We start from the raw sequence: 23,638 nt of genomic DNA, 5'->3' as shown, positions 1-23,638 counted from the left end.
GCGGACAGCCATGGCGGCAAATCAGGACAAAGACGGCGCTAACCAGGGCCACGCCCATCACCGCGTCATCCCCAACGTACTGGGAACAGTAGAGCAAAGCGTCGTGCAGCGCATTGAGGATTTTAATGATCCGCGCCAGGAATGGCGGCGCCTGTTCTCGGAGTTGTACGGCACGTTCCTGCTCGTGGTCGTTGCGGCCGGCGGCGGCATGATGGGCCAGGCGTTCCCCGGTGTCATCAGCCGCACGGCGGCAGTGGTGGCTCCGGGCCTGATGGTCATGGGCATCATCTTGTTCATGGGCAAGATCTCGGGCGCGCATCTGAACCCCGCGGTCAGCATTGCGTTCGCGCTCCGCGGTGATTTCCCGTGGCGCCGGGTGCCGGGCTACATCGTCGTTCAGCTCATTGGCGCGACGCTCGCCTGTCTGCTGCTGCAGGGCGTGATCGGGGTCTCCGCCACCTACGGTTCAAACTATCCGGCGGCGACTTATACGGCCGGCGCCGCGTTCCTGATGGAGGCACTGCTGACGATGGTGCTGGTCAGCGTCATCCTCGGGACCGCCTCCGGGGCCCAGAACGTCGGGCTGTTTGGGGCGTTCGGGGTCGGCGCGTACATCGCCTTGGCGGGCCTGTGGGGCAGCCCCATCTCCGGCACGTCGATGAATCCGGCACGAACGTTCGGGCCGGATCTCGCCAGCGGAAATTTCAGCGACTACTGGGTGTATGTCGCCGGGCCGCTGGTCGGCGCGGCCGCGGCCGTCGGTATCGCATTCATCCTGCGCGGAGCGGGCGGCGGGAGGTCGGGCTCGGGAGCCGCGCAGGGTGCCCTCTTCACCGAGGCCGCCGAGGAAGAGAAGCCGTAGCGGGCCGTGAACGTGATCTCGCAGAGGAGAGCGCAGTGAGAAGGTCAGCCCCGTCTCATCCGCTGGATCCGCTGGGCGAGGACGAGTTCCGTGCAGCTGCGTCCTTGCTCGCCAGCGCACAGGGCGTCACGTTTCCGGCGTGGCGGCTTGCCGCAATCGAGCTGATCGAACCGGAAAAGGCTGCCGTCGCCGCCTTCGAAGCCGATGCCGACGCGCCGGCTCCGGAACGGATCGTCGGCGTGAACTGCTTCGATCGGTCCTCCAACAAGACCTACCAGGCGCGGCTATCGCTGACTCACGGGGTTGTCCTCTCCTTCACCCATATCCCTGGCGTTCAGGCGAACATGACCGTCGACGAGTGGGAAGAAGCTGACGCAGCGCTGCGCAGCCACCCGCAGGTGATCGCTGCGCTTGCCAAGCGCGGCATCACTGATCTGTCCCTGGTCTTCATGGACGTGTGGACCTATGGCCTGTCAATGACCCCGGAGAAGTACCAGGGGCACCGGATCGGCTGGTCCGACACGTGGGTCCGTGCCCGTGCGGGCGCCAACCCCTATGCGGGGCCGGTCAACGGGTTCCACTGCGTCATTGACCTGGCTTCCATGGAACTGCTGGACATCGAGGACACCTTTGCGGTGGACCGTCCCGGGCTCATGGGCGAATATGTCCCGGCGCTGATCCCGGACCGGCTCCGCGACGCAAGCACCCGCGAACCGCTCAAACCGCTCGACATTGTCCAGCCCGAAGGCGTTTCCTTTCAGATGGACGGCAACAGGATCAGCTGGCAGAACTGGTCCATACGCGTCGGGTTCAACTACCGCGAAGGGCTGACGCTGCACCGGGTCAGCTATCGCGACGGCGGCCGCGAACGGCCGATCGCGAACCGCCTGTCCTTCGCCGAAATGGCCGTTCCCTACCGGGATCCCAGCGATGATCACTACCGGCGCACCGCGTTCGACGTCGGCGAATGGGGTCTGGGATTCATGACAACGTCGCTGGAACTGGGCTGCGACTGCCTCGGGGAAATCCGGTATTTGGATGTGGTCATGCACAATTCTGCGGGGGAGCCCTACACCATCAGGAACGCCATCTGCATCCACGAAGAGGACGGGGCGGTGTTATGGAAGCACATCGACCACGACGGCGGCATGGAAGTGCGCCGGATACGTCGACTGGTGATTTCTTTCCATGTCACCGTGGCCAACTATGAATACCTGGTGTACTGGCGCTTCTACCAGGACGGGAACATTGAGTGTGAGGTGAGGGCCACCGGCATCATGGTGGTCAGCCATTTCGGCGAGGGCCAGCGGCATCCGAGCGGAACGCTGGTGGACAACCGCACCTACGCACCCTTCCACCAGCACTTCCTCGTGGCCCGGCTCGACCTGGACATCGACGGCACCGCAAATACCGTTTATCGTTCGGAAACCGCGATGGTCCCAATGGGTCCGGACAATCCGTACGGGCTCGCCCTGCATCAGAACAAGACCCCCATCACGACCGAGGGGCACGACGACTACTCCTGGGAGACCCAGCGGGCCTGGACGGTGACGAACGACAACTCGGTCAACGGGCTCGGGACCCCGGTGTCGTACAAGCTGGTGCCCGGCGCAGCTTTCCCGTCGTTCTTTGACCCGGCATCTCCGGTTTTCCAGCGTGCGGAGGTCATCGGGCACACGGTATGGGTGACGCCCAACGATGCCGCGGAACGCTGGCCGGCCGGCGAGTTCGTGAACCAGGGCACAGGCGGGCTGGGAATGCCCGAATGGGTGCGGCAGGGGCGGTCCGTGGAAAACACCGACGTCGTTGTTTGGTACGTCTTCGGCATTCACCACATCCCGCGGCCGGAGGAGTGGCCGGTCATGCCGGTGGACACTGTCGCGTTCTGGCTCAAGCCGGCCGGCTTCTTCGACCGGAACCCGGCGCTGGACGTCTAGGCGGCCCGGGCCAGGGGTGCCGCCAGAGGCACGTCAGTCCAGTAGATTTGTCGGAGTCAAGGCAGGATTTTGGGACCGAAGAACAGGGGATACGTGTGAGCAGGCTGAGCGGAAGATCGGACGGAACCGATGCGGACTTCGCGGCAACGCCCCTCACGGCGCCGGCGTATCCGCAACTGCGGCTCAACAGCGCTGCCCTCGAGAACAACATCCGGGTCATGGCGGCGTGGTGCCGGGAGCGGGACGTGGACCTCGCACCGCACGTCAAGACAACGATGTCGGCACCGATCATCGAGCGGCAGCTGGGGGCCGGCGCCGTCGGCGTCACCGTCGCGACCGTGGATCAAGTCGCCTCGGCACTGCGCTGGGGTCATCAGCGCGTCCTCGTCGCCAACGAGATCGTCGACAGGTCCGGGCTAACACGTGTCCGTGCCTGGTTGGAGGAAGATCCCGCCCGCGAAATCCGCTGCTTCGTCGATTCGGCAGCAGGGGCGACGGTGGCGGCCGAGATCTTCGACGGCGCGGCGTCCGACCTGGAGGTGCTGATCGACGTCGGAACCCCCGGCGGGCGCACCGGCATCCGCAGCCTGTCCGAGGGTCTGCGCCTGGCCGGGCTGGTCCGTGCCACGCCGGGACTGAGGCTGGTGGGTGTTGCCGGGTATGAAGGCGTCGTGCCCAACAGCCGCGCTGAGGATACGGTCACTGCGGTTGACCGGCACTGCCGGCTGGTGCGGGACGTCTATCTGGAAGCGGCGGAGTTCTTTGAGACCGCCACTCCCATCTACTCCATGGGTGGGTCGGCGTTTCCGGACCGCGTGGTTGAGTTCCTTCCCGACCGCGGCCAGGTGCCCGGAACGCGAATTCTTCTCCGATCGGGCTGCTACGTCACCCACGACCACGGCACCTATGCCGCCGTCAGCCCCATTCCGGGACTCATGCCGGCGCTCTCCGTTCGCGCGATCGTCCTGTCCACGCCCGAAGCCGGGTTGGCCGTCGTCGGCGCCGGCAAACGGGACCTTCCCTACGACGCCGGACTGCCCAGCGTCCTCTCGGTCCGGACCGCGGACGGAGCCCTCAAGCCCGGCGCAACCGCAACGGTGCGCAATCTCTTCGACCATCACGCGGTGCTCACCGGGGTGTCGGGTGTGGATGTCACCGACACGGTGGATTTCGGGATTTCCCATCCTTGTTCCGCGTTTGACCGCTGGCCCGACTACGTCCTCACCGACGCCGACGGGCAGGACACGGACGTGTGGCAGACCGACTTCAGCAGGTCGTCCCTGGCCCCTGGCTACGCCCCGTCCTGACGCTCAATCCTTGAGCTGCCTGGTCAGCACTTCGAATTCCTCCACGCCCAGGATCTGCATGTGCTGCTCCGCGCTGGTCTCCGTGCGGATCTTGGCTGCGGCCTCCTGGCTGCCGGCGAGGGCCTGCTCGTCAACCCACAGCGTGATTGACAGTGACTTGCTGTCCTTCCCCAGCAGGTAGTAGATGCCCAGGCATCCCGGCAGCTGGAGCACCCGGTTGACGGTGTCCTCCGACGGTGCCCCGGGGCTGTCCGGGCCGGGCTGATACGTGCTGACGCGAGCGAACATGTGCATCCTCCTAGGTCCAGGTTCGACGGTTGGAGCGCCTGCCGCCCCAAACGTTGAACCGGGAGCTGGATCCTTGCGATGTCGCGCCCTGGTGGCGGGCGGCCTGGTCTCCTCCCACCAGTAAGGACCCGCGGGCGCAGAAGCACAAGGCTCCTGTTTCGGGGCCATTTGCCGTAGTCTGCCGATCCGCTGCTCAGCCGCCGGCGCCGATGGCCGCCCGGGCGTTCCTCTTCAGCTCGGCGAGTTCCTTGCGGGCCACCAGGGCCTCGTCCAGGCTGACTGCCACGAACCTGGTGGATGTGCCGGGGGCGGCCCGGGCCACCAGATCCATGTCGGCGCTGATGACCGTGCCCACCATGGCGTAACCGCCACCGGAGACGGCATCGCGGTGCAGGATGATCGGTTGGGTGCCGCCGGGAATCTGGATGGACCCGACAGCGTATCCGGCATCAACAATGTTGGACGGGTCGGAACCGGCGCCGAATGGCTGTTCCCGCTCTTTCCACTGCACTCCGGGACCCGAGTACCGCAATCCCATCCGGTCCGCCACCGGAGTCACCTTCCACTCGCCGTTGAGCAGGTTGTCCAGTCCCTCGTCGGTGAGGCGGTGGTCATAGAGGCCCAGGACGATCCTGACCGTCTGCTCCTTGGAGAAGGCGGGACGGAATTCTTCCGGAACAGTATCGGCGTCGGGCACGGCTCCTCCGTCCAGCGGGCTACCGACTGGAACCTGGTCGCCGGCCTCCAGCTTGCGCCCGTGGAATCCGCCGATTGCGCCCAGACTGTAGGTGGACCGGCTGCCGAGCACCGAGGGGACATCGATGCCGCCCCGGACCGCGATGTAATACCGCGTGCCGCCCTGGATGACCCCGAAGCTGAGTTCGTCGCCAGCCTTCAGCTGCAGCCGGGTCCACTGGGGCCGGGCTTCGCCGTTGACCTTGACTTCAACCGGTGCCCCGGTGACGGCGATGAGGGCATCCTGGTCGGTGGACAGTACTGGGCCCAGGTAAGTGCATTCCAGGACGGCTTCCTTGGCAGTGTTGCCCACCAGGGCATTGCCGAGTTCGGCAGAGTACTGGTCCAGGGAACCGCTCTGCGGGATGCCGACGTTGTAGTGGCCGGTGCGTCCCTGGTCCTGGACCGTGGTGGCCAGCCCGGGGTTCCTGATGTTAAACGCCATTGAGGGCCTCCATGAGTTCCTGGTTGTAGCCTGCGGGATTCGCCAGCGCCCTGGACAGATCAAATGTCACAGGCACCTGCCGGTAGCGGAACGTTCCGGCGGAGATCTCAGACTGGACGGTGTTGTATTCGGCCTCGGTGACGGGCTTGAACTTCACGATATCGCCCGGCTTGAAGAACACCATGAAGTCCTTGAAATCGGCCAGGGACTGGGCCGGATCGAAGATGGGGGCGGCAGCGACCCCGAACATCTGGTAGCCGCCGGCACCCCGCACGGAGTAAATGCAGCCGAAGCAGCCGCCGTGGCCCACGGTCAGTTTGGGGGTGTCGGTGCGGGGACTCAAATACTTGGGCACTTCGAGTTGTTTCTCCCGCTCCACCAGTTGGAAGAGGAACGGCAGGCCGGCGACGAACCCAACCATGGAGACAAGCCACGGTTGCTCATGGTGGCGCAGAATGAATTCGGCGGCATCCTTGAGGTTGTTAACCTTCGCTGCGTAGTCAATGTCGGTGCCGCCGGGCTCCTGATGGAATCCTTCGCGGAATCGCTCGGCCACTTCCGCCGTGAAAGGGTCTTCGTACCAGACCGGGACCTCGACGATCCGGGTTTCCAGCGAATGGTCGTGATGGTGCGCCAGATCCCCTTCAATGGTCCGGACGGTCTCTTCCAGGGTCGACGGCGGCAGGACATCGGGATCGAACCTCACCAGCAGCGAGGCGTTGGCGGGACAGACGTCCACGATGCCGGGCACCTGCATGGCCGAAAGCTTCGCTGCTATGGACATCACCCTGAAGTTGGCCGCCAGGCTCATGGACTCCGCGACCTCAACGAACAGGAATTCGTCTCCGCCCCAGGTGTAGCGGGCCTCCAACACGGCGGGTTCCGGGCTGCTGCTCATTGTGCCTCCATCAGATCGGGGACGGTTTCAAGGAATTTGGAGTGGTGGGTGACGGCCGCAAATTCGGGCCGGCTCAGCAGCTTCTTGTGCACCGGGATGGTGGTCTTGACCCCTTCGATGCGGGTCTCATCCAGGGCCGTCAGCATCGCCTCAATGGCCAATTCGCGGGTGTCCGCATGCACAATCAGCTTGGCCATCAGGGAGTCGTAGTACGGAGTGACCGTGGAACCGGCCTCCACCCCTGTGTCCACCCTGATGCCTGCGCCCGCGGGCCAGTCCATGGCCGTGATGAGGCCAGGGCTGGGGAAGAAGTGGTGGTCCGGGTCCTCCGCGTTGACACGGCATTCGATGGAGTGGCCATTGAATGCGATGTCGTCCTGGCGGAGGGACATCGCCCCGGTGAACGCGATCTGCAGCTGTTCGCGGATCAGATCGACGCCCGTGATTTGCTCGGTGATCGGGTGCTCAACCTGGATACGGGTGTTCATTTCGATGAACGCCGCTTCATGGTTGACCGGGTCATAGAGGAATTCGACCGTTCCGGCGCCGCTGTAGCCGCACTCGCGGGCCAGTTCCACGGAGGATTCCCGGATCCTCTGGCGGACGTGGTCCGGGAGGTCCGGCGCCGGTGCTTCTTCAATGACCTTCTGGGAGCGCCGCTGCATGGAGCAGTCGCGGTCGCCAAGGTGAATGAAGTTTGTTCCGTCGCCGAGGACCTGTACCTCCACGTGACGGGCATGCTGCACAAAGCGTTCCAGGTAAACGGTGGGATCGCCGAAGACGGCCGCCGCTTCGCCACGCGTCTGCTCGATGGATTCCAGAAGCATGCCCTCGCTGTGCACAAAACGGATGCCCCGGCCGCCGCCGCCGGCGGAGGCCTTGATCACGAGCGGGTAGCCGATGCCGCGGGCGATTTCTACGGCGTCGGCCGCCGGATCGAGGGGGCCGTCCGAGCCGCGGAGCACCGGGACGCCAGCTTTGCGGGCCGATTCCCTCGCCAAGGACTTGTTGCCCATCATCGCGATGGCGTCTGCACGCGGCCCCACCCAGATCAGGCCCGCATCAGCGACCTTTCGGGCGAAGTCCGCATTCTCGGAGAGGAACCCGTAGCCCGGGTGGACGGCATCGCAGCCGTTGTCCACGGCCGCGGCGACGATGGCGTCCTGGTTCAGGTAGCTGGCGGTGGCAGGCGCCGGGCCCACCACGACGACGTGGTCAGCGGACCGGGCAGCCAAGGATTCGACGTCGGCTTCGCTGGCCACCACGAATGTCTCGATGCCCATCTCGCGGGCGGTCCGGGCGATGCGAACGGCGATCTCGCCGCGGTTGGCGATGAGCAGTTTCTTCATGGCTATCCTTCCCGGACGACGACGATTGCGTCGCCTGGGTTGACCATGTCGCCCTCGTTGACCTCAAACGATTCCAGGGTGCCGGCCACATCGGACTGGATTTCGGTGAACTGCTTCATGATTTCGATAATGCCGAGGGTCTGTCCGACCTCGATGGCGTCGCCTTCATTGGCGAAAGGCGGTTTGCCAGGGCCGGGCTTGCGGTAGAAGACGCCGGGGAGCGGGGAAACGATGGTTGCCACGGGATGCTCTCTTTCAGATGGTTTGGATAGATCGGTTCAGCCAAGGACCGCACGCACTGCGGTGGCCACTGCGACAGAATTGGGTGCGTCGGAGTGGACGCAGATGCTTTGGAACCGGATGTCCAGTTCGGTGCCGTCAACGGCGAGGACGGGCTTGCCGGCCAGCGCCCTGCTGACACGCTCGGCGGCGGCGTCGGGGTCGGTGGGCGCCGGGCGGCGCTGGATCAGCAGTTCACCGGCCGGGCCGTAGTTGAGGTCGACATAGAGTTCGGGCACGAAGTCCACCCCCATGGCCCGGCACACGCGTTCGTGGGCGGTCCCCGCGAGCCCGAAAAAAGGAACGCCGAACTGCAAGGCTGTGCCGGCGGCGGCCTGCATTAGTTCCTCGTCGCCGGCCAGCATGCCGTAGAGGGCGCCGTGCGGCTTGATGTGGTTCAGTTCCAGCCCGTGCTTTGCGAGGAACGCCGTCAGGGCCCCGGTCTGGTACAGGATGGTCGACTCCACCTCCGCCGGGGTGAGCACCATCCGGCGGCGTCCGAACCCCACAATGTCCGGCAGGCCGGGGTGCGCTCCGACTGCCACGCCGTGCTCTGCAGCCATCGCCACGGTCCGTTCCATGACGTCGGGATCGCCGGCGTGATACCCACAGGCCACGTTGGCGACGTCGATGATGCGCATGAGTTCTTCGTCATTGCCGAACTCGTGAAGGCCGAGGCCTTCGCCCATATCGGAGTTCAAGAGCACCCGCCCTGAAGTGTGGGGAGAGGCCTCGGGAGAGGTGTCGGGGGTCACATTGTTTTGCATGGATGCAACGCTACTCAGCAATTCACGCGCCCGATATTGTGCAGGTCGCTGAATCTGCAGGCATGAATTATGGTTATTGCACTGCGTGGCGGGGAGTTCCGCCATAGTTGGAGGGTTCCGTGCGCATTTCAGACTTAGCCGACGACGCCGATCTCAACATCCGACTCCGTGTTGCCGGCGGCGAGGGCCGCCTGGACCGGCCCATCACCTGGTGCGCCCCCACCGAACACATGGACCCCACGCCCTTCCTCAGCGTGAACGCCTTGGTGCTGACCAACGGCATGGGCCTGAACGTCAAGGACTTCCGGATCTGGGACGCCTATGTGGAACGGCTGGTTTCCGTCCCCGTCTCCGGACTGGCGTTCGGCTTGGGCGCGGCGCACAGCGAGCTGCCGGCCGGCCTGCTCCGTGCCTGCGAGGTGCACGGCCTGCCATTGCTGGAGCTCCCGCCGCAGGTGCCCTTTGTGCTGGTCATGCGGCACGTGGAGCGGGTTATTGCCGCCGAACGCTATGAGGAACTGCGGAAGGGCTGGGAACTGGCGGACCAATGCACCCGGTTGGCGGCCGACGGACATTCCTTGGCGGAGGTGCTGGCGAGGGTTGCGGACGCCATTAATGCGAGGGTGGCCGTGATCGACCAGAATGCCTTCGAACTCGTCTCGGCGGGCGCGGCTCACGGCGGGACCGCGCGGACCGCGCTGCGCCTGCCCAGCGGCGAATCCGAGCAGTTCAGGCTTGCCATCGAGGGGATCGGGAGCAACATTGTGCTGCAGCCCATTCTGGGCCCCGTGGCCGCCGTCATCGCTATGCAGCTTAGCTACACCCTCGGGTCCCATTCGCCCCTGCATTCCCGGGAAGCCGCACGCTTTATGGAAGCCCTCTATGAGGACCGCGGCGAGCCGTCCGTGCCGCTGCGCCGCTACGCCCTCGAATCCGGGTTCGATCCTGACACCGACTGGGGTGCGGTGCTCATCGGCACCTCAGAAGAGGTGGCCCCCGCAAAGTTGCGCGCCATCGCATGGCGCGCCCGGGTGGGGCTGCAGGCCGGGTTCGGCACGGTGAGGTTCATGGAAGAAGCAGGGCTCACGACTCTATTGCTGCAGCAGGGGCACGCGCAGGCCGACCTGCTGGATGCCGCCCGGGCGTTCTTTACGGACGTCCCGGAACTATCCGTTATCGTCTCGGAATCCGCGGGCCTCAGTGAACTGCCGCTCGCGCTTCAGCTCGCCCGCCGTCACCTGGGACAGCCCGGCGTGCACCAGGCGCCAACGGCCGATCTCGCCGGCATTGTGCAGGGATTGCCCAGCCCGGGGCTGGTGGCAATGTGCCAGCGGCTGCTGGCTCCCTTGGCCTCCGACGGCGGCAGTGCGCTGCGGGAGACCTTCGACGCGTACCTGCGCCACAGCGGGAACTCCGCGAAGATCTGCGACGAGCTCTTTATTCATCGGAATACGCTCAGCTACCGGCTGCGGAAAATCGAGGAGCTGCTGAAACTGGACCTGTCCGATGGCGAAGTCCGCGCCACATGCATGCTCGCCCTCGGGATTGTTGCGTCCGCCCGCTAAGGCGAATGTGCAGCTTGCACGAAAAGCAGTCTCAATCTTGGGAGAAATGCCAATGTGACACTGTGAGGCGGATCACTAATCTCAACTCATGGGCTCCTCAACTCGGGGGGTGGAGCCCCACGGTTGGGCTATGGATTGACGGACGGTGCGGGCCGGCCCGTATGGCCTCCCGATTCCACCCACTGATTCGACTGACTGGAGGACTCTCTTGCAGTGTCACACCGTGGTCCTGAAGGCGCTGCTTTCCCGCACGCACAGTACCGGCTTCAGTCTGACGGATTCGACCTCCCGGCCGTCCAGGACGCCCTTGAGGAGCTGTACCGCAGACCGCCCGATATCCAGCATGGGCGAGCGGACTGAAGAAAGCGGGATGGGCAGTTCCGCGGCGAGCGAGGTGTCATTGAAGCCAACCACCGCCACGTCGCGGCCGACGCCGAGGCCGTGGGACCGCAGGGCTCCCATGGCGCCAATGGCCGCGAAGTCGTTGACGGCGAACAGTGCAGTCGGGTGGGAGTTGCCGTGAGCCAGGATGGCCTCGGCCGCTTCCCGTCCTCCGCCGGTATCGAATCGGGACCACACAACAGCGTTAGGGGGGATCTTCCCGCCCAGCGCACGCCAGCGGTCCACGAAACCGGCCGTCCGGTCGACAGCCGTGCTGGCATAGGGCTCGCCGGCGATCACGGCGACGTCCCGGTGCCCCATGCCCCACAGGTGGTCGGCCACAAGCTCGCCGCCAAGGACGTCGTCGCAGGTGGCCGACGGGAAGCCCGGGACGCGGCGGTTCATGAGAACGAACGGCACCTTCCGGGCGGCCAGCTCCCGCAACAGGCCGCTGTCCAGATGTGCGTCGCCGATGATCAGCCCGTCCACGCGTCGGGCCAGCATGGAGTCCGTCTTGCGGCGCTGTTCCTCAGGGTCGTCGCGCGAGTTCATGACAAACGTGGAATAGCCGAGCTCCGCCGCGGCCTCGTCGATGCCCTCGTACATAATCGCCAGGACGAGGTCCGAAAGCCGGGGAACTATCACGCCCATGAGATGCGTACGCCGTGTCCGCAGGCCGGCGGCCTGCGGGTCGGGGGAGTAGCCGCGCTTCCGCGCCAGCTCGCGCACGCGTTCGGCGGTAGCTACGGAAGCTGCCCCCCGTGCCACCTCGGAGCCCGAGTGCAGGATCCTGGACACGGTCGAGGGGTGGATGCCGAGCTCGCTCGCGAGATCCTTCAGCGTGACTGTGCGGCCACCGGCCGTGCTCTCTTCCATTCATTCCCTGCCTCAGCTCAAAAGGTCGTCATCACCAAGGGTGCCTGATGATGCGCGGATCTCTCGTCCAGGCTCCCTTGACGTGTCGCACCTCACATTCTATAGTCAATCGCATGGCCTACCCAATCGATTGGGTAGACGGAATCCCGGGAGCCGGCGGCGAAGTATTTTCCCCCCTGAAACTTCCGGGAGCATCTGCAGGAAACATGGCAGGGATAACTTTTAGCCAGCAACCCAATCGATTGGGTGCGCATCAGGAAACAGATGCAGAACAGACGGAGTGGAAATGACAGTCACAGATTTGGTCGGCCCCCACGTGGTGCTGCTGGCCACGGGAGGAACCATTTCCTCCCGTGCGGCCGGGGACGGGGGAGCCGCCGTGGCGTCCGACACGGGGGAGCAGGTGTTCGCCAGCATGGGCGTGCCGGCGGCCCATCCGGTCCGCGTGGTCGACGTTTTCCGGAAAGGTTCGTACCTGCTGACGGTCGAGGACATGATCGCCATCTCTGCGACGATCCGGGAAGCCCTGGCCGACCCGCAGGTGCTGGGCGTCGTGGTCACCCACGGGACGGACACGATGGAGGAAACCGCCTATCTCGTTGACCTCACCCACGATGATCCCCGCCCGGTCGTGTTCACCGGAGCGCAGCAGGCGGCCGACGCCGACTCTCCGGACGGACCCGGCAATCTGTCCCGCGCGATCGCCGTCGCCGGTTCGCCGCGGGCGCGGGGAACAGGCGTGGTGCTGGCTTTTGCCGGGACCATCTTCCCTGCGGCCGGCGTCCGCAAGCGCCACACAACCAGCCTCGATGCCTTCGCCAACCCGGACTTTGGAACCGTGGGATCGGTGTCCGACTCCGGCGAGGTCGAAATCCAGGCGGTACGGCCCGGCCTTTCCCCGTTGCCGCTGCCGGGCGCGGGCGCCGGTTCGCCGCGCGTGGACCTCGTTGCTGCCTACCCCGGAGCAGACGCCACCCTCCTGCGGGCCGCGCTCCAGGCTGGGGCGGCCGGGATCGTGCTTCAGGGGACGGGAACGGGCAACGCCAACCGTGTGCTGTGCCAGGAAGTCGCCGACGCCACCGCGGCCGGCGTCGTGGTGGTGACGAGCACCCGCGTGGAAGCCGGTGCCGTAGTGCCCCGGTACGGCGACGGCGGCGGCGAGGATCTGCGCGCTGCCGGGGCCATCCCCGCCGGGCTGCTCAGGCCATCCCAGTCGCTGGTCCTGCTGAGCCTTCTGCTCAGGCTCGGCACTCCCGCCGCCGGGATCGCGGAGACCTTCGCCCTGCGGGGCACGCTCCCTGACTAGTTCATCCCGCCCAAAGCCAGGCCTCACCAACAAACCACAGCCCAAAGACAAACCTCAACAAGAAGCCAAACCTCAACAAAAGCGCAGTGAAAGGTTGATCTCATGACTAAGGACATCCAAGTCGCGTTCGGCGTGGACGTGGACGCAGTTGCCGGAATGCTCGGCTCCTACGGGGGCGAGGACTCGCCCTGCGATATCTCCCGCGGCTTGTTCAGCGGCGAGGTCGGCGGCCCGCGCCTCATCCGGCTTTTCGAGAAGTACAGCCTGCCCGCCACCTGGTTCGTGCCGGGCCACTCGATCGAGACCTTCCCGGACCTGACGCGGATGATCGTCGACGCCGGGCACGAAATCGGCGTGCACGGGTACTCGCATGAAAACCCCATCGCCATGACCCGCGAGCAGGAGACGGCCATCCTGGACCGGTCAATCGAACTCATCGAGAAAGTCTCCGGCCGACGGCCCACGGGCTACGTTGCTCCCTGGTGGGAATTTTCCCCGGTCACCAACGAGATCCTGCTCGAACGCGGGATCAAATACGACCACTCCCTGATGCACAAGGACTTCGAGCCCTACTACGTCCGGGTCGGCGACAGCTGGAAGAAGATCGACTACACCAAGGCTGCCGAAACCTGGATGGAGCCGCTGGTCAGGGGCACGGAAACCGACCTCGTCGAGATCCCGGCCAACTGGTACCTGGACGACCTACCTCCCATGATGTTCATCAAGGCGGCCCCGAACTCCCACGGATTCGTCAGTCCCCGGGATATCGAACAAATGTGGCGCGACCAGTTCGACTGGGTGTACCGGGAAATGGATCAGGCCGTCTTCACCATGACCATCCATCCGGATGTCTCGGGCCGCCCCCAAGTGCTGCTCATGCTTGAGCGCCTCATCGAACACATCAATTCCCACGAAGGCGTCAGCTGGCTGAAGTTCGACCAGATAGCGGACTCCTTCCTCGCACGCAGTCCCCGAAAGGAAAACCAGTAATGACCATCCAGCAGCCCGCCGTCGATCTGACGCAACCCGGACCGGACGAAAAACGCCGCTTCCCGGTTTTCTCCAAGCACCACACAACCGTCGCCACCGTCTTGGCGCTCTGTGCCTGGACGGTCGCCGTATTCGACTTCGGACTTTTCGGCACCCTCCTGCCGGCCATGCAGCAGGAGTTCGGCTGGACCGCCACTGAAGCGTACGCAATCAACACCTGGATCGCCGTCGGCACCGCGATCGTCTGCTTCGGAATCGGCCCGGTCATTGACCGGCTCGGCCGCCGCAAGGGCATGATGACCACGATCGGCGGGACCGCCATTGTCTCGGGCCTGACGGCCCTGATTCCGACCGGGATCCCGTTCCTCAGCAACGGCCTGCTGGTGCTGGTCCGTTCCTTCGGCGGGCTCGGGTTCTCGGAGCAGGCCGTCAACGCCACCTACATGAACGAGGTCTACCAGGTCACCGAAGTCGCGGATAAGCGCAAGCGCCCCGGCTTCCACTACTCCTTCATCCAGGGTGGCTGGCCGCTGGGCTTCCTGCTTGCCAGCGCCCTCGCCCTCGTCTTCCTCCCGTCCCTCGGCTGGCGTGCCCTATACCTGATGGCGACCGTTCCGGCCGCGATCATCGTGTGGGTCATCGCCAAGAAACTGAAGGAGACGCCGCAGTTCGAACTGCACCACAAACTGACCCAACTCGAGAAGAGCGGCAAGACCGAGGAAGCCCATTCCCTGGCCCACGCCTTTGGCGTCGAGCACTCCTCCGCAGCCCCGCTCAAGCGCATCTGGGAGCCGCACCTGCGCCGGAATACGATCGTCCTGTCGCTGGCCTGGATCTTCAACTTCTTCGGCATCCTTATTTTCAGCATTCTCGGCAGTTCTGTTCTGAAGAACGCCAAGGGTGTGGAACTTTCTGACGCCTTCTGGATGCTGATCGTCATCAACGGGCTGGCGTACTTCGGCTATGTCTTCCATGGGTGGCTCGGTGACAAGATCGGCCGCAAGCGGACCATCATCGGAGGCTGGATTATCTCCGGCATCTCCTTCGCCATCATGCTCAGCCCCCTTGCCACGGACCCCTTCATGATCATCGTCACCTACGGCGCCGGACTGTTCTTCCTGGTCGGACCGTACGCCGCGATCCAGTACTTCATGGCGGAGTGCTACCCCGTCAGCTGCCGTGCCACCGGCACAGCCTTTATCGGCGCAATGAGCCAGCCCGGCACGATTCTCGGTGGTTTCCTGTTCACGCTAGCGGCCGCCAGCGTAGGAACCGGTGCTGCAGCCTTGTGGGTCGGCGCGGCCGGAACCCTTTTCTCCGGCCTGCTGATGATCGCCGCGAAGCCGCCGGTCGAAGCCCTGCTCGAGGACCACCCCCATGACGCCTGAGAACAGGGTGGGCGCGATCACCGGAGCGGCCAGCGGCATTGGACGGGCCCTCGCGGTCCACTACGCCCACCGCGGCGTGCATTCTGTCATCGGAACCTTTCCCGGCGACCCGCACGACCCGGAGGAAACCCTTCGCCTGGTGAAGGACGCCGGCGGCCAGGGGGTCATCCACGAAGTGGACGTCCGCAGTACCCCGTCAGTCGATGCCTTCGCCGACCGCGCCGTCGAGGAATACGGCCGCCTGGACTACGCGGTGGCCAACGCCGGAATCCTGCGCAACTCACCGCTGGAGGAAATGACCGATCAGCGCTGGCACGACGTGCTCGACGTCGACCTCACCGGCGTGATGCGGACCCTGCGCGCCGGTTCCGCGAAGATGACCGACGGCGGAGCGCTGGTTGCCGTGTCCTCCATTGCCGGCGCAGTCTACGGGTGGGAGGAACATGCCCACTACGCAGCCGCCAAGGCCGGCGTGCTCGGGCTGATCCGCAGTGTGGCCGCTGAGTTGGGACCGCGCGGCATCCGCGCCAACGCCGTAATCCCCGGACTGATCGAAACCCCGCAGTCCCTGGATCCGGTGAACTCCCTCGGGCCCGCGGGCCTGCAGCGCGCCGGTCTGGAAATCCCCTGGGGCCGCGTCGGACGGCCCGAAGAGGTGGCCAGCGTGATCGGCTTCCTGACCTCCGATGACGCTGTCTACGTCACGGGCCAGTCCGTAATTGTCGACGGCGGCCTCACCATCAAGATGCGCGCCTGAAAAGCCCCGGAAGGACAAGCATGAACAACCCTGACGCCTCCCGCAATACGGAGGGCCGCGCTGTAGTGATCACGGGCGGAGCCAGCGGCATCGGCAAGGCCATCGCCGAGGCCTTCACCGCCAACGGCGACAGAGTCGCCGTTCTGGACCGGTCGGGCGCGGCGGGAAGCATCGCCGTCGACGTCTCAGACGAAGCGAGCGTGAAGGCGGCCTTTGCCGCCGCACGCTCCCAGCTCGGAAGCATCGACATTCTCGTGAACAGCGCCGGCCTGCTGACGGAATCGCCGCTGGAGGACATGACGCTTGCCATGTGGAACGAGACGATTGCCGTGGACCTGACCGGTGTCTTCCTCTGCTGCCGGGAGGTGGTGGGGGAGATGCGGCGGCGGAAGTGGGGCCGCATCATCAACATCGCCTCCCAGCTGGCCATCAAGGGCGGCACCGGGCTCAGCCACTACAGCGCCGCCAAAGCCGGAGTCGTGGGGCTGACCAAGGCCCTGGCCCTGGAAACCGCCGCCGACAACGTGCTGGTCAACAGCATCGCGCCGGGACCCATCGAAACGCCCCTGGTTGACGGCATCTCGGAGGAGTGGAAAGCCGCGAAGCGTGCCGGGCTGCCGCTGCTGCGCTTCGGACTGGCGGCCGAAGTGGCGCCGACGGCGCTGCTTCTGGCCAGCGATCCGGGCGGCAACCTGTATGTCGGGCAGACACTCGGGCCCAATTCCGGCGACGTCATGCCCTAGGAGGGACGCTCACATGTGCGGTGCCTGCGGACGAAGTGTGGTGAGTGATCCCGTCCTGGGCCCGACCAGGACGCTGCGGCAGCACCTGATCGTCGCACGAACGATCAACGAGGCCTGCCAATCCTGGCCGGGAGCCCCGAAAGTGGCCGCGACCAGCAGCGGCTGGCTGGTCGCGGGACCGAAGGGAGCCATACAAGCCGTGTCGACGGTGGAAGCGCTGTGGTCGGCTGTCCTACAGGGCAGGCCGGGGCTGCAGCGGCAGGACCTGCGTGCCGCCGGGGACCTGGGAGCGGGTGAACCGGGCACGGGTGAACTGGGCACGGGGGCGCTGGGCGCCGGGGAACCGGACCCGGGGGAGTTGGCGCGCCGGGTGATGAACCTCGGCCAAGAGATGGCACAGGATTCAGCTACGGAAACGGACACGTGACACGCCACAGGTCAGGCGCTAGGGGTATCCCCGTAGCGCCTGACCTTTTCCGCGGCGCCGGCCCGAATTCGTAGCGAAAACCTACAGAAACGGCCGGGCATTGAGAGTGTGTTCCGGCGGTCCCCGGCCGGCCCGGGCCCAGGTGGCTGGGTCAGCCTTCAACCATCAGGATGCAGGCGTAGCCGGGGGCCCGGCCGGGGAGTCGGAGTGCGGGCAGCGGATCTGCTCGCGGCCCTGTCGTGCGTTCTCGACGTCCGCGGCGCTTTCCAGGTCACCGCGGGCCCGCAGCCCGGCCACCACACCGTCAACATCGGCACCGGGCCGGTTCTGGCTGAGCTTGTGCTTCGCCTCAATCCTCGTGATGAGAAGCTCGACGCCGACGATCGCGCGCAGCTGGCCGGCAATGTAGCGCTCCGGGGCATCCTCGACAGTCCAGGGCTGCTCGGAGCCGGCCTCGTTGTGGTTGCTCAGCCGCCTCACATGGCTGGCGAGCCAGGCGGGATCGTCGTGGATGACCAGGGTGCCGTACACGTGGGCCGTGGAGTAGTTCCACGTGGGAACCACGCGTCCGTGCTCCGCCTTGGACGCGTACCACCGCGGCGAGATGTAGGCGTCCGCGCCCTGGATAATGGCGAGCGATTCGCCGAGGGCGGGTTCAGACCATTGGGGGTTGTTGCGGGCCAGATGCGCGTGCAGGGCACCGTGCTCACCGGCCGCGGGGTCGAAGACGAAGGGCAGCAGCGTGGCAAGCATGCCCTTCGCGGTGGCGGTGACCAGGTTGGCCGCGGACGGGCGCGTCAGCAGATGCCGGACTGCATCGGGGCCGGCGGCGAAATGTGCGGGGATGTACACGGAACTTCCATTCGGATTGCGGGTCGGTCTGGGGCTGGGCGGCTTCGGGGGCGGGGCAGGTGATCAGATCAGCCCGATTGTTTCACTGTCACGGTGTCCTTCGCGTTGTTCCTCGGGCTGTCCTGGGGGCTGGGGCTGTCCAGCACGTCCGCATTGCTTCCCGCCGCCCTCGCCGCACGTGGCCGGGAGCGGACGGCCAGGCCGGCGCAGAGGATGACCGCTGTGCCGCCGATGATGGTCGCCCAGGTCAAGTCTTCGCCCAGTATGAGCCCGGCCCAGCAGATGCTCAAGACCGGCTGGACGAGTTGGATCTGGCTGACCTGCGCCATGGGTCCGATGGCCAGGCCGCGGTACCAGGCGAAGAAGCCGAAAAACATGCTCACGACGCCCAGGTATGCGAAGGCCGCCCACTGCACGGGAGTAGCGGAGGGAGGCTGGCTGGCCATAGAAAAGGCCGCGATGCCGGCCATGAGCGGCGAGGACAGAACGAGGGCCCAGGAGACGGTCTGCCACGAGCCGAGTTCGCGGGCCAGCAGGCCGCCTTCGGCGTAGCCGATTGCCGCCGACAGGACGGCGCCGAACAGCAGCAGGTCGGCCAACTGCAGTTGCCCGATGCCGCCGGACTGCGCAGAGGCGAAACCAATCGCCGCCACTGCGCCCGCGCCGGTGATCATCCAGAAAGACCTGGAGGGCCGTTCGTGGCCGCGGATCACCGCCATCGTTGCGGTCGCCGCGGGGAGTAGCGCAATAACAACCGCGCCGTGGCTGGCGGGAACCGAGGTGAGGGCGAAGGAGGTCAGCAGCGGGAATCCGACCACCACGCCGCCGGCGACCACCGCAATACGCGCCCACTGGGCGCCCCGGGGCAGGCGCTGCCGGGTCAAAGTGAGGGCGAACGCGGCGAGAACGGTCGCAACAACAGCCCGGCCCGATCCGATGAACAACGGAGACAACCCCGCAACCGCCACCCGGGTGAACGGCAGTGTGAAGGAAAATGCGGCGACGCCGACGAACCCCCACCACAGTCCGGTTGCCGGCCGGGACGATAACGGTTGTTTGATTCCCTGAGTAGCGCTACTATTGTCTTTCATGTCTTACGATAGCACCACGCGGATGGCGGCGCGGCTCCGGGAATGGATTGCGGCCGCCGCGCCGGGCGCCCGGCTGCCTTCCACGCGTTCCCTGGTCGCCGAGTACCAGGCCAGCCCCGTGACCGTGCAAAAGGTGCTGCGGACCCTCTCCGCGCAGGGCCTGATCGAGAGCCGCCCCGGCGTCGGGACGTTCGTGCGGGCCGTTCGAACAGCGCGGCCGGCGGACTACGGCTGGCAGACGACGGCGCTGGGATCGCCCCGGGCGCCGCTCCGCCCCGTCTCCACTGCGATGCGCAGCGCCCCAAACGACGTCATCGCCTTCCATTCAGGCTATCCGGACCGGGAACTGCTGCCCGAGCGGCTGGTCAGGGCAGCCCTGACCCGGGCTGCCCGGGGTGAGGCTGCCCTGTCACGTCCGCCTGCCGCGGGCCTGCCCGACCTGCAATCCTGGTTCGCGCACGAGCTCCGGGGTGCTACCGGGGCCGGCGTTGCCCCGCCAACGCAGCGCGACGTGATCGTACTCCCGGGGAGCCAGGGCGGGCTCAGTTCCGTGTTCCGGGCGCTGGTCGGCAGCGGGCAGCCGCTGCTGGTGGAATCCCCGACATACTGGGGGGCGCTCCAGGCCGCGGCGCAGTCCGGTGTCCGGGTTGTTCCGGTACCCAGCGGTCCCGAAGGCCCGGACCCCGAGGACCTGGCCCGCGCCTTTGACGAGACCGGCGCGCGGCTGTTCTACGCGCAGCCGAACTATGCGAATCCCACCGGGGCGCAATGGCCCGCCCGCCTGCGCGAGCAGGTGCTCGACGTGGTGCGCGAACACGGTGCATTCCTGGTGGAGGATGACTGGGCCCATGACTTCGGCATCACCACGGATTCGGCGCCCGTCGCCAGCCTCGACGATTCCGGCCATGTCGTTTATCTCCGTTCGCTGACCAAGAGCGTGTCCCCGGCCATACGCATTGCCGCGGTGATTGCGCGCGGCCCGGCACGTGATCGCATCCTGGCCGACCGGGGCGCCGAGTCCATGTATGTCAGCGGCGTTCTCCAGGCGGCCGCCCTCGACGTCGTAACGCAGCCGGGATGGCAGACGCACCTGCGCGGACTGCGGCTGCAGCTCCAGTCCCGCCGTGATCTCATGCTCAGCAGCCTGCGGGAACTGGCCCCGCTGGCCCATGTGGAGCACGTGCCCACGGGCGGGCTCAACCTCTGGGCCCGCCTTCCCGACGGGACCGACGTCGACCAGTTCGTGGGGGACTGCGAGGCCGCGGGGGTCATCATCGCGGCCGGTACCGAGTGGTTCCCGGCCGAACCGGCCGGACCGTTCATCCGGCTGAACTTCGCCGGACCCAATCCGGGCGCTTTCCGGGAAGGCGCGCGGATCCTCGGCCAGGTGCTCGAGCGCACCGCCGGGCGGTAGTCGGCCGCCGCCGCGCTACGCCGGCGTGAGCAGCGCCTCAGGTGCCGCGAGCGTCACGAGGCCCTGCACGGAGCGGGCGAGCCCGGCGTTGAGCGTCACAAAGGCGTCTGCCTGAAGCCGGGCCAGGGCCACGTATTCGGCGTCGAGGGTGTCATCCCAGCCAAGTTCCTCGGCGAGGCTCCACGCAGTGCGTTGCAGGACGCGGTCGCCGAGGAGCCGGATGCGAAGGCCCCGGATGTAGTCGAGCTGACGATTGGCATCGGCCCGCGTCACGTCGCCGCGCCGGACTGACTGGTACAGGAGCGAGAGCACCTGCGAGCGGAGGAGCGTCGGCGCCACCAGCTGGTGACCGTCTGAAACCGCCGGCCTTTCGAGGGCAAGATGAAGGGCAACGTCCGGGCCAATCACGAATCGGGTCATGGTTACTGGATCCTTCCTGGATACAGCGGCGGTCATCCGGCCTCGCGGGGCGCGAACATGATGACGGCGACCCCGAACAGGCAGATCACCGAACCCAGGACGTCCCACCGGTCGGGCTGGAAGCCGTCGAAGATCATGCCCCAGGCCAGTGAGCCGGCCACGAACACGCCGCCGTACGCGGCGAGGATACGCCCGAAGTGTGCGTCCGGCTGCAATGTCGCGGCAAAGCCGTAGATGCCCAGCGCCACGACACCCAGCCCGGCCCACCACCAGGCCCGGCCCTCACGGACGGACTGCCAGACGAGCCAGGCCCCACCTATTTCGGCAACGGCGGCGAGGACGAACAACAGGATGGTTTTCGGGATAGTCACGCCCTCATGATGGCACCGGCTGGTTGCCTATCCGGGCCGGTGCGCGCCGACGCGCCCGCCCGGCCGTCATGCGGGGTCATCGCTTGCATCACCGGCCACCCGGGCCTATAACTTTAAGGTTCAAGTAAACTTGGCCGGAAAGGCTGTGCCGCTCGAAGCCGACTGGCTTGACGGCTCCGCCCCCGCCGACGTCAGTACCTGTTGCCCCATACCTGAGGACCCGAGATGACCCTTGCGCCAGAAACCCCTGCAACGCCGAAGGCCGCAGCACCTTCGGCCGCCGTGCGCAGCCGGGTCTTCGTGCCGCTGCGCTTCCCCGACGGGTTCGAAGCCGTTGCCGAAGTGCTGAGCTTCAGCGGGCTCACCGACGGCAAGGAGCACCTGCTGCTGGCCCTCGGCGAGTGGGAGGCTGCACTGCAGGGCGCGGCGCAAGGCGGTGCCGGACCGCTGGTGCGGCTGCACAGCGAGTGCCTTACCGGGGACGTATTCGGGAGCCAGAGGTGCGATTGTGGCCCGCAGCTGCGGGAGGCCGTGGAGCGGATTGCCGCCGAGGGAGGCTTCCTGCTCTACCTCCGCCAGGAAGGCCGTGGCATCGGCCTGTATTCGAAGCTTGACGCCTACGCACTGCAGGATGGCGGCCTGGACACCTACGCCGCGAATCTGGCCCTGGGCCACGGCGAAGACGAGCGGGATTACACGGCGGCGGCCCAGATGCTGGAGGCAATGGGTGCCGGCACGCTGCGGCTGCTCAGCAACAACCCGGACAAGGCAGCCCAGCTGACCGGCCTCGGCCTCGAAGTGTCCGGGCAGGTCGCCACCGGCGTCCATGCCTCGGCGGCCAATCTTCGGTACCTGGCCGCAAAACGCGACCATACCGGCCACACGCTCGTGCTCCCGTCCGACGCCGGACCCGTCGCCGGTGCGCCCGGCGCTGCCCCTGGCGGTGCCCCCGGCGGTGCCCCTGGCGACGTCGGGGCTGCGTCCCGGGCCGGGGCCCGGGCGGCGGCGGCCGTCCCGACCCATGACGACATGCTCGCCCGGGTCCAGGGGCTCGTGCCCGGCCTGCGCGAGCGGGCCGCGGAAACCGAGGAGCTCCGGCGCATTCCGGACGCCACCATGGAGGAGCTGCACGCGGCCGAAGTCTTCCACTTGCTCTCGCCGAAGGGGGTGGGCGGATTCGGCATGGGGCTGGAAACCTATGGGGAGGTGGTGCGCCGGCTTGCCCGGGGGTGCGCCTCCACGGCGTGGAGCGCCGGCCATCTGATCGAACATGTCTGGATGCTCGCGCGGTGGCCGCGGGAGGCGCAGGACGAGGTCTTCGCGAACGGGCCGGCTCCCTTGGCGGCCGCTACCGGGGCGCCGGCAGGAGTGGCCAGGAAAGTGCCCGGAGGCTACTGCATCTCGGGCCGGTGGACCTTTGCCTCCGGGGTCATGCATGCCCGGTGGGCGCTGCTCGCCGCGCAGCACGGCGACGTGCGCCTGCAGTGCCTGGTGCCGCTGGCCGACGTCGAGCTCCTCGACGTGTGGCAGACGGCCGGCCTGCGGGGTACCGGGAGCAACGACATTCGGGCGGGGGACGTGTTCGTCCCGGAGCATCGGAGTCTGGACTGGGAACTCCTGGGCGCGGAAACCAATCCGGGGAGCCTGCTCCACGCGGATCCGCTGATCCACACCCCCATGGGCGCGCTGCTGAACATGGTGGCCCCGGCCGCTGCCCTGGGGTCTGCCGAATACGCGCTCGACCTGTTCCGCGAGCTGATCATGGTCCGGAAGGTCAAGCACACCGTGGAGAACCGCCAGGCGGACTCCCCGCTCGCGCAAGTCCGGTATGCGCACGCCTTCGGGCTGGTGGCCACCGCGCGGCTGCACTGGCAGGAGGCGGTCCGGGTGGTCTCTGCCGCCCATGCGCGCGGGCCTTCGACCATGACGGAGCCGGACCGCGGGCAGTACCGGCTGTCCCTCGCCCTGAGCGGCGAGGCGTCGGCCGAGGCGGTTCGGGTGATCATGCTGGGATCCGGCGGGAGTGTGCACCGGCTGTCGCATCCGCTCCAGCGGATCCAGCGCGACGTCAATGTCCTGATGAACCATGCGGCGCTGACGAGGGATCCGGTTCTCGAGCAGGCGGGCCGGGGCCTCCTGGGTCTTGGGTTCAGTGTGCCCTCGTTCTAGCTGAAAGCTTGAAGCTTCAAT

At 66.6% G+C, this 23,638-nt stretch carries 24 protein-coding genes; 13 read left to right on the top strand and 11 right to left on the bottom strand.

Annotated elements, in window-relative coordinates; translation table 11 throughout:
- Window positions 1–10 precede the first annotated feature (10 nt).
- The 3 genes from AC1DZV_RS02335 (at window position 11) to AC1DZV_RS02325 (ending at window position 4,106) form a co-directional block, all read left to right on the top strand.
- Complete coding sequence (locus AC1DZV_RS02335) at window positions 11–862, top strand: MIP/aquaporin family protein (RefSeq protein WP_476952823.1); 852 nt, start codon at window positions 11–13, stop codon at window positions 860–862.
- Between the two features lie 35 nt (window positions 863–897).
- Window positions 898–2,799: a primary-amine oxidase gene (locus AC1DZV_RS02330; protein WP_476952822.1), complete on the top strand. Its 1,902-nt coding sequence runs from the start codon at window positions 898–900 to the stop codon at window positions 2,797–2,799.
- Window positions 2,800–2,894: 95 nt separating this feature from the next.
- Window positions 2,895–4,106, top strand: a complete 1,212-nt coding sequence (locus AC1DZV_RS02325) for an alanine racemase (protein ID WP_476952821.1) — start codon at window positions 2,895–2,897, stop codon at window positions 4,104–4,106.
- 3 nt (window positions 4,107–4,109) lie between these two features.
- On the opposite strand, the gene AC1DZV_RS02320 is transcribed toward AC1DZV_RS02325, so the two are convergent.
- From AC1DZV_RS02320 to pxpA, 6 genes are all read right to left on the bottom strand, one after another.
- Window positions 4,110–4,394: a hypothetical protein gene (locus AC1DZV_RS02320; RefSeq protein ID WP_476949746.1), complete on the bottom strand. Its 285-nt coding sequence runs from the start codon at window positions 4,392–4,394 to the stop codon at window positions 4,110–4,112.
- Window positions 4,395–4,587: 193 nt separating this feature from the next.
- Entirely contained in the window at window positions 4,588–5,574 is a 987-nt protein-coding gene (locus AC1DZV_RS02315; RefSeq protein WP_476949745.1) for a 5-oxoprolinase subunit C family protein, read from the bottom strand.
- Window positions 5,564–6,472 (bottom strand): 5-oxoprolinase subunit B family protein, encoded by a 909-nt coding sequence (locus AC1DZV_RS02310; protein ID WP_476952820.1) that lies wholly within the window; start codon window positions 6,470–6,472, stop codon window positions 5,564–5,566. The genes AC1DZV_RS02315 and AC1DZV_RS02310 overlap by 11 nt, the downstream gene beginning before the upstream one ends.
- Window positions 6,469–7,821 (bottom strand): acetyl-CoA carboxylase biotin carboxylase subunit, encoded by a 1,353-nt coding sequence (locus AC1DZV_RS02305; RefSeq protein ID WP_476949743.1) that lies wholly within the window; start codon window positions 7,819–7,821, stop codon window positions 6,469–6,471. Before AC1DZV_RS02305 ends, AC1DZV_RS02310 begins: the two co-directional genes overlap by 4 nt.
- 2 nt (window positions 7,822–7,823) lie before the next feature.
- Window positions 7,824–8,063 carry an acetyl-CoA carboxylase gene (locus tag AC1DZV_RS02300; RefSeq protein ID WP_028276237.1) on the bottom strand — a complete coding sequence of 80 codons (240 nt, stop codon included), beginning with the start codon at window positions 8,061–8,063 and terminating at the stop codon, window positions 7,824–7,826.
- A gap of 36 nt (window positions 8,064–8,099) precedes the next feature.
- Window positions 8,100–8,867: a 5-oxoprolinase subunit PxpA gene (pxpA, locus tag AC1DZV_RS02295; protein ID WP_476952819.1), complete on the bottom strand. Its 768-nt coding sequence runs from the start codon at window positions 8,865–8,867 to the stop codon at window positions 8,100–8,102.
- Between the two features lie 119 nt (window positions 8,868–8,986).
- Here pxpA and AC1DZV_RS02290 point away from each other — a divergent pair, with 119 nt between their 5' ends.
- Entirely contained in the window at window positions 8,987–10,432 is a 1,446-nt protein-coding gene (locus AC1DZV_RS02290) for a PucR family transcriptional regulator (RefSeq protein WP_476952818.1), read from the top strand.
- Window positions 10,433–10,648: 216 nt separating this feature from the next.
- Here the strand turns inward: AC1DZV_RS02290 and AC1DZV_RS02285 are convergent, their stop codons facing one another.
- Window positions 10,649–11,689: a LacI family DNA-binding transcriptional regulator gene (locus AC1DZV_RS02285; RefSeq protein ID WP_476949740.1), complete on the bottom strand. Its 1,041-nt coding sequence runs from the start codon at window positions 11,687–11,689 to the stop codon at window positions 10,649–10,651.
- A 113-nt stretch (window positions 11,690–11,802) separates the two neighbouring features.
- Between AC1DZV_RS02285 and AC1DZV_RS02280 the strand changes: the two genes are divergently transcribed.
- The 7 genes from AC1DZV_RS02280 to AC1DZV_RS02250 all read left to right on the top strand — a co-directional run bounded on the left by AC1DZV_RS02280 (window position 11,803) and on the right by AC1DZV_RS02250 (window position 17,300).
- Window positions 11,803–11,979 carry a hypothetical protein gene (locus tag AC1DZV_RS02280; protein ID WP_476952817.1) on the top strand — a complete coding sequence of 59 codons (177 nt, stop codon included), beginning with the start codon at window positions 11,803–11,805 and terminating at the stop codon, window positions 11,977–11,979.
- The gene (locus AC1DZV_RS02275; RefSeq protein ID WP_476949739.1) at window positions 11,976–12,995 is read left to right on the top strand and encodes an asparaginase; all 1,020 of its coding nucleotides are present in this window, start codon (window positions 11,976–11,978) and stop codon (window positions 12,993–12,995) included. Before AC1DZV_RS02280 ends, AC1DZV_RS02275 begins: the two co-directional genes overlap by 4 nt.
- A 102-nt stretch (window positions 12,996–13,097) precedes the next feature.
- Window positions 13,098–13,985, top strand: coding sequence for a polysaccharide deacetylase family protein (locus AC1DZV_RS02270; protein WP_277523964.1), 888 nt, complete (start codon window positions 13,098–13,100; stop codon window positions 13,983–13,985).
- The gene (locus AC1DZV_RS02265) at window positions 13,985–15,373 is read left to right on the top strand and encodes an MFS transporter (RefSeq protein WP_243177850.1); all 1,389 of its coding nucleotides are present in this window, start codon (window positions 13,985–13,987) and stop codon (window positions 15,371–15,373) included. The genes AC1DZV_RS02270 and AC1DZV_RS02265 overlap by 1 nt, the downstream gene beginning before the upstream one ends.
- Window positions 15,363–16,130 (top strand): SDR family NAD(P)-dependent oxidoreductase, encoded by a 768-nt coding sequence (locus AC1DZV_RS02260; protein ID WP_476952816.1) that lies wholly within the window; start codon window positions 15,363–15,365, stop codon window positions 16,128–16,130. Before AC1DZV_RS02265 ends, AC1DZV_RS02260 begins: the two co-directional genes overlap by 11 nt.
- A 20-nt stretch (window positions 16,131–16,150) precedes the next feature.
- Complete coding sequence (locus AC1DZV_RS02255) at window positions 16,151–16,873, top strand: SDR family NAD(P)-dependent oxidoreductase (RefSeq protein WP_476952815.1); 723 nt, start codon at window positions 16,151–16,153, stop codon at window positions 16,871–16,873.
- A gap of 40 nt (window positions 16,874–16,913) precedes the next feature.
- A complete protein-coding gene (locus tag AC1DZV_RS02250; RefSeq protein WP_476952814.1) occupies window positions 16,914–17,300 on the top strand; it encodes a hypothetical protein in 387 nt (128 codons plus the stop codon).
- Between the two features lie 165 nt (window positions 17,301–17,465).
- Here AC1DZV_RS02250 and AC1DZV_RS02245 read toward each other — a convergent pair whose 3' ends face one another.
- Together AC1DZV_RS02245 and AC1DZV_RS02240 are read right to left on the bottom strand one after the other, a co-directional pair.
- Window positions 17,466–18,152, bottom strand: coding sequence for an FMN-binding negative transcriptional regulator (locus AC1DZV_RS02245; protein ID WP_476949735.1), 687 nt, complete (start codon window positions 18,150–18,152; stop codon window positions 17,466–17,468).
- A gap of 68 nt (window positions 18,153–18,220) precedes the next feature.
- Window positions 18,221–19,243 carry a DMT family transporter gene (locus tag AC1DZV_RS02240; RefSeq protein WP_476952813.1) on the bottom strand — a complete coding sequence of 341 codons (1,023 nt, stop codon included), beginning with the start codon at window positions 19,241–19,243 and terminating at the stop codon, window positions 18,221–18,223.
- On the opposite strand from AC1DZV_RS02240, the gene AC1DZV_RS02235 reads away from it, so the two are divergent.
- Window positions 19,242–20,657, top strand: a complete 1,416-nt coding sequence (locus tag AC1DZV_RS02235; RefSeq protein WP_476952812.1) for an aminotransferase-like domain-containing protein — start codon at window positions 19,242–19,244, stop codon at window positions 20,655–20,657. The genes AC1DZV_RS02240 and AC1DZV_RS02235 overlap by 2 nt on opposite strands.
- A gap of 15 nt (window positions 20,658–20,672) precedes the next feature.
- Here the strand turns inward: AC1DZV_RS02235 and AC1DZV_RS02230 are convergent, their stop codons facing one another.
- On the bottom strand, window positions 20,673–21,077 hold the full coding sequence (locus AC1DZV_RS02230; RefSeq protein WP_476949732.1) for a type II toxin-antitoxin system VapC family toxin: 405 nt from the start codon (window positions 21,075–21,077) through the stop codon (window positions 20,673–20,675).
- 32 nt (window positions 21,078–21,109) lie between these two features.
- Window positions 21,110–21,448 carry a YnfA family protein gene (locus AC1DZV_RS02225; RefSeq protein WP_476949731.1) on the bottom strand — a complete coding sequence of 113 codons (339 nt, stop codon included), beginning with the start codon at window positions 21,446–21,448 and terminating at the stop codon, window positions 21,110–21,112.
- 225 nt (window positions 21,449–21,673) lie between these two features.
- On the opposite strand from AC1DZV_RS02225, the gene ribA reads away from it, so the two are divergent.
- Window positions 21,674–23,617, top strand: coding sequence for a GTP cyclohydrolase II RibA (gene ribA / locus AC1DZV_RS02220; RefSeq protein ID WP_476949730.1), 1,944 nt, complete (start codon window positions 21,674–21,676; stop codon window positions 23,615–23,617).
- Window positions 23,618–23,638: the final 21 nt, after the last annotated feature.

The sequence above is a fragment of the Arthrobacter sp. P1_D12 genome, assembly GCF_056406175.1.
Note: the sequence above shows the minus strand (reverse complement) of the source record. Positions and strands in the feature narration are given on the sequence as shown.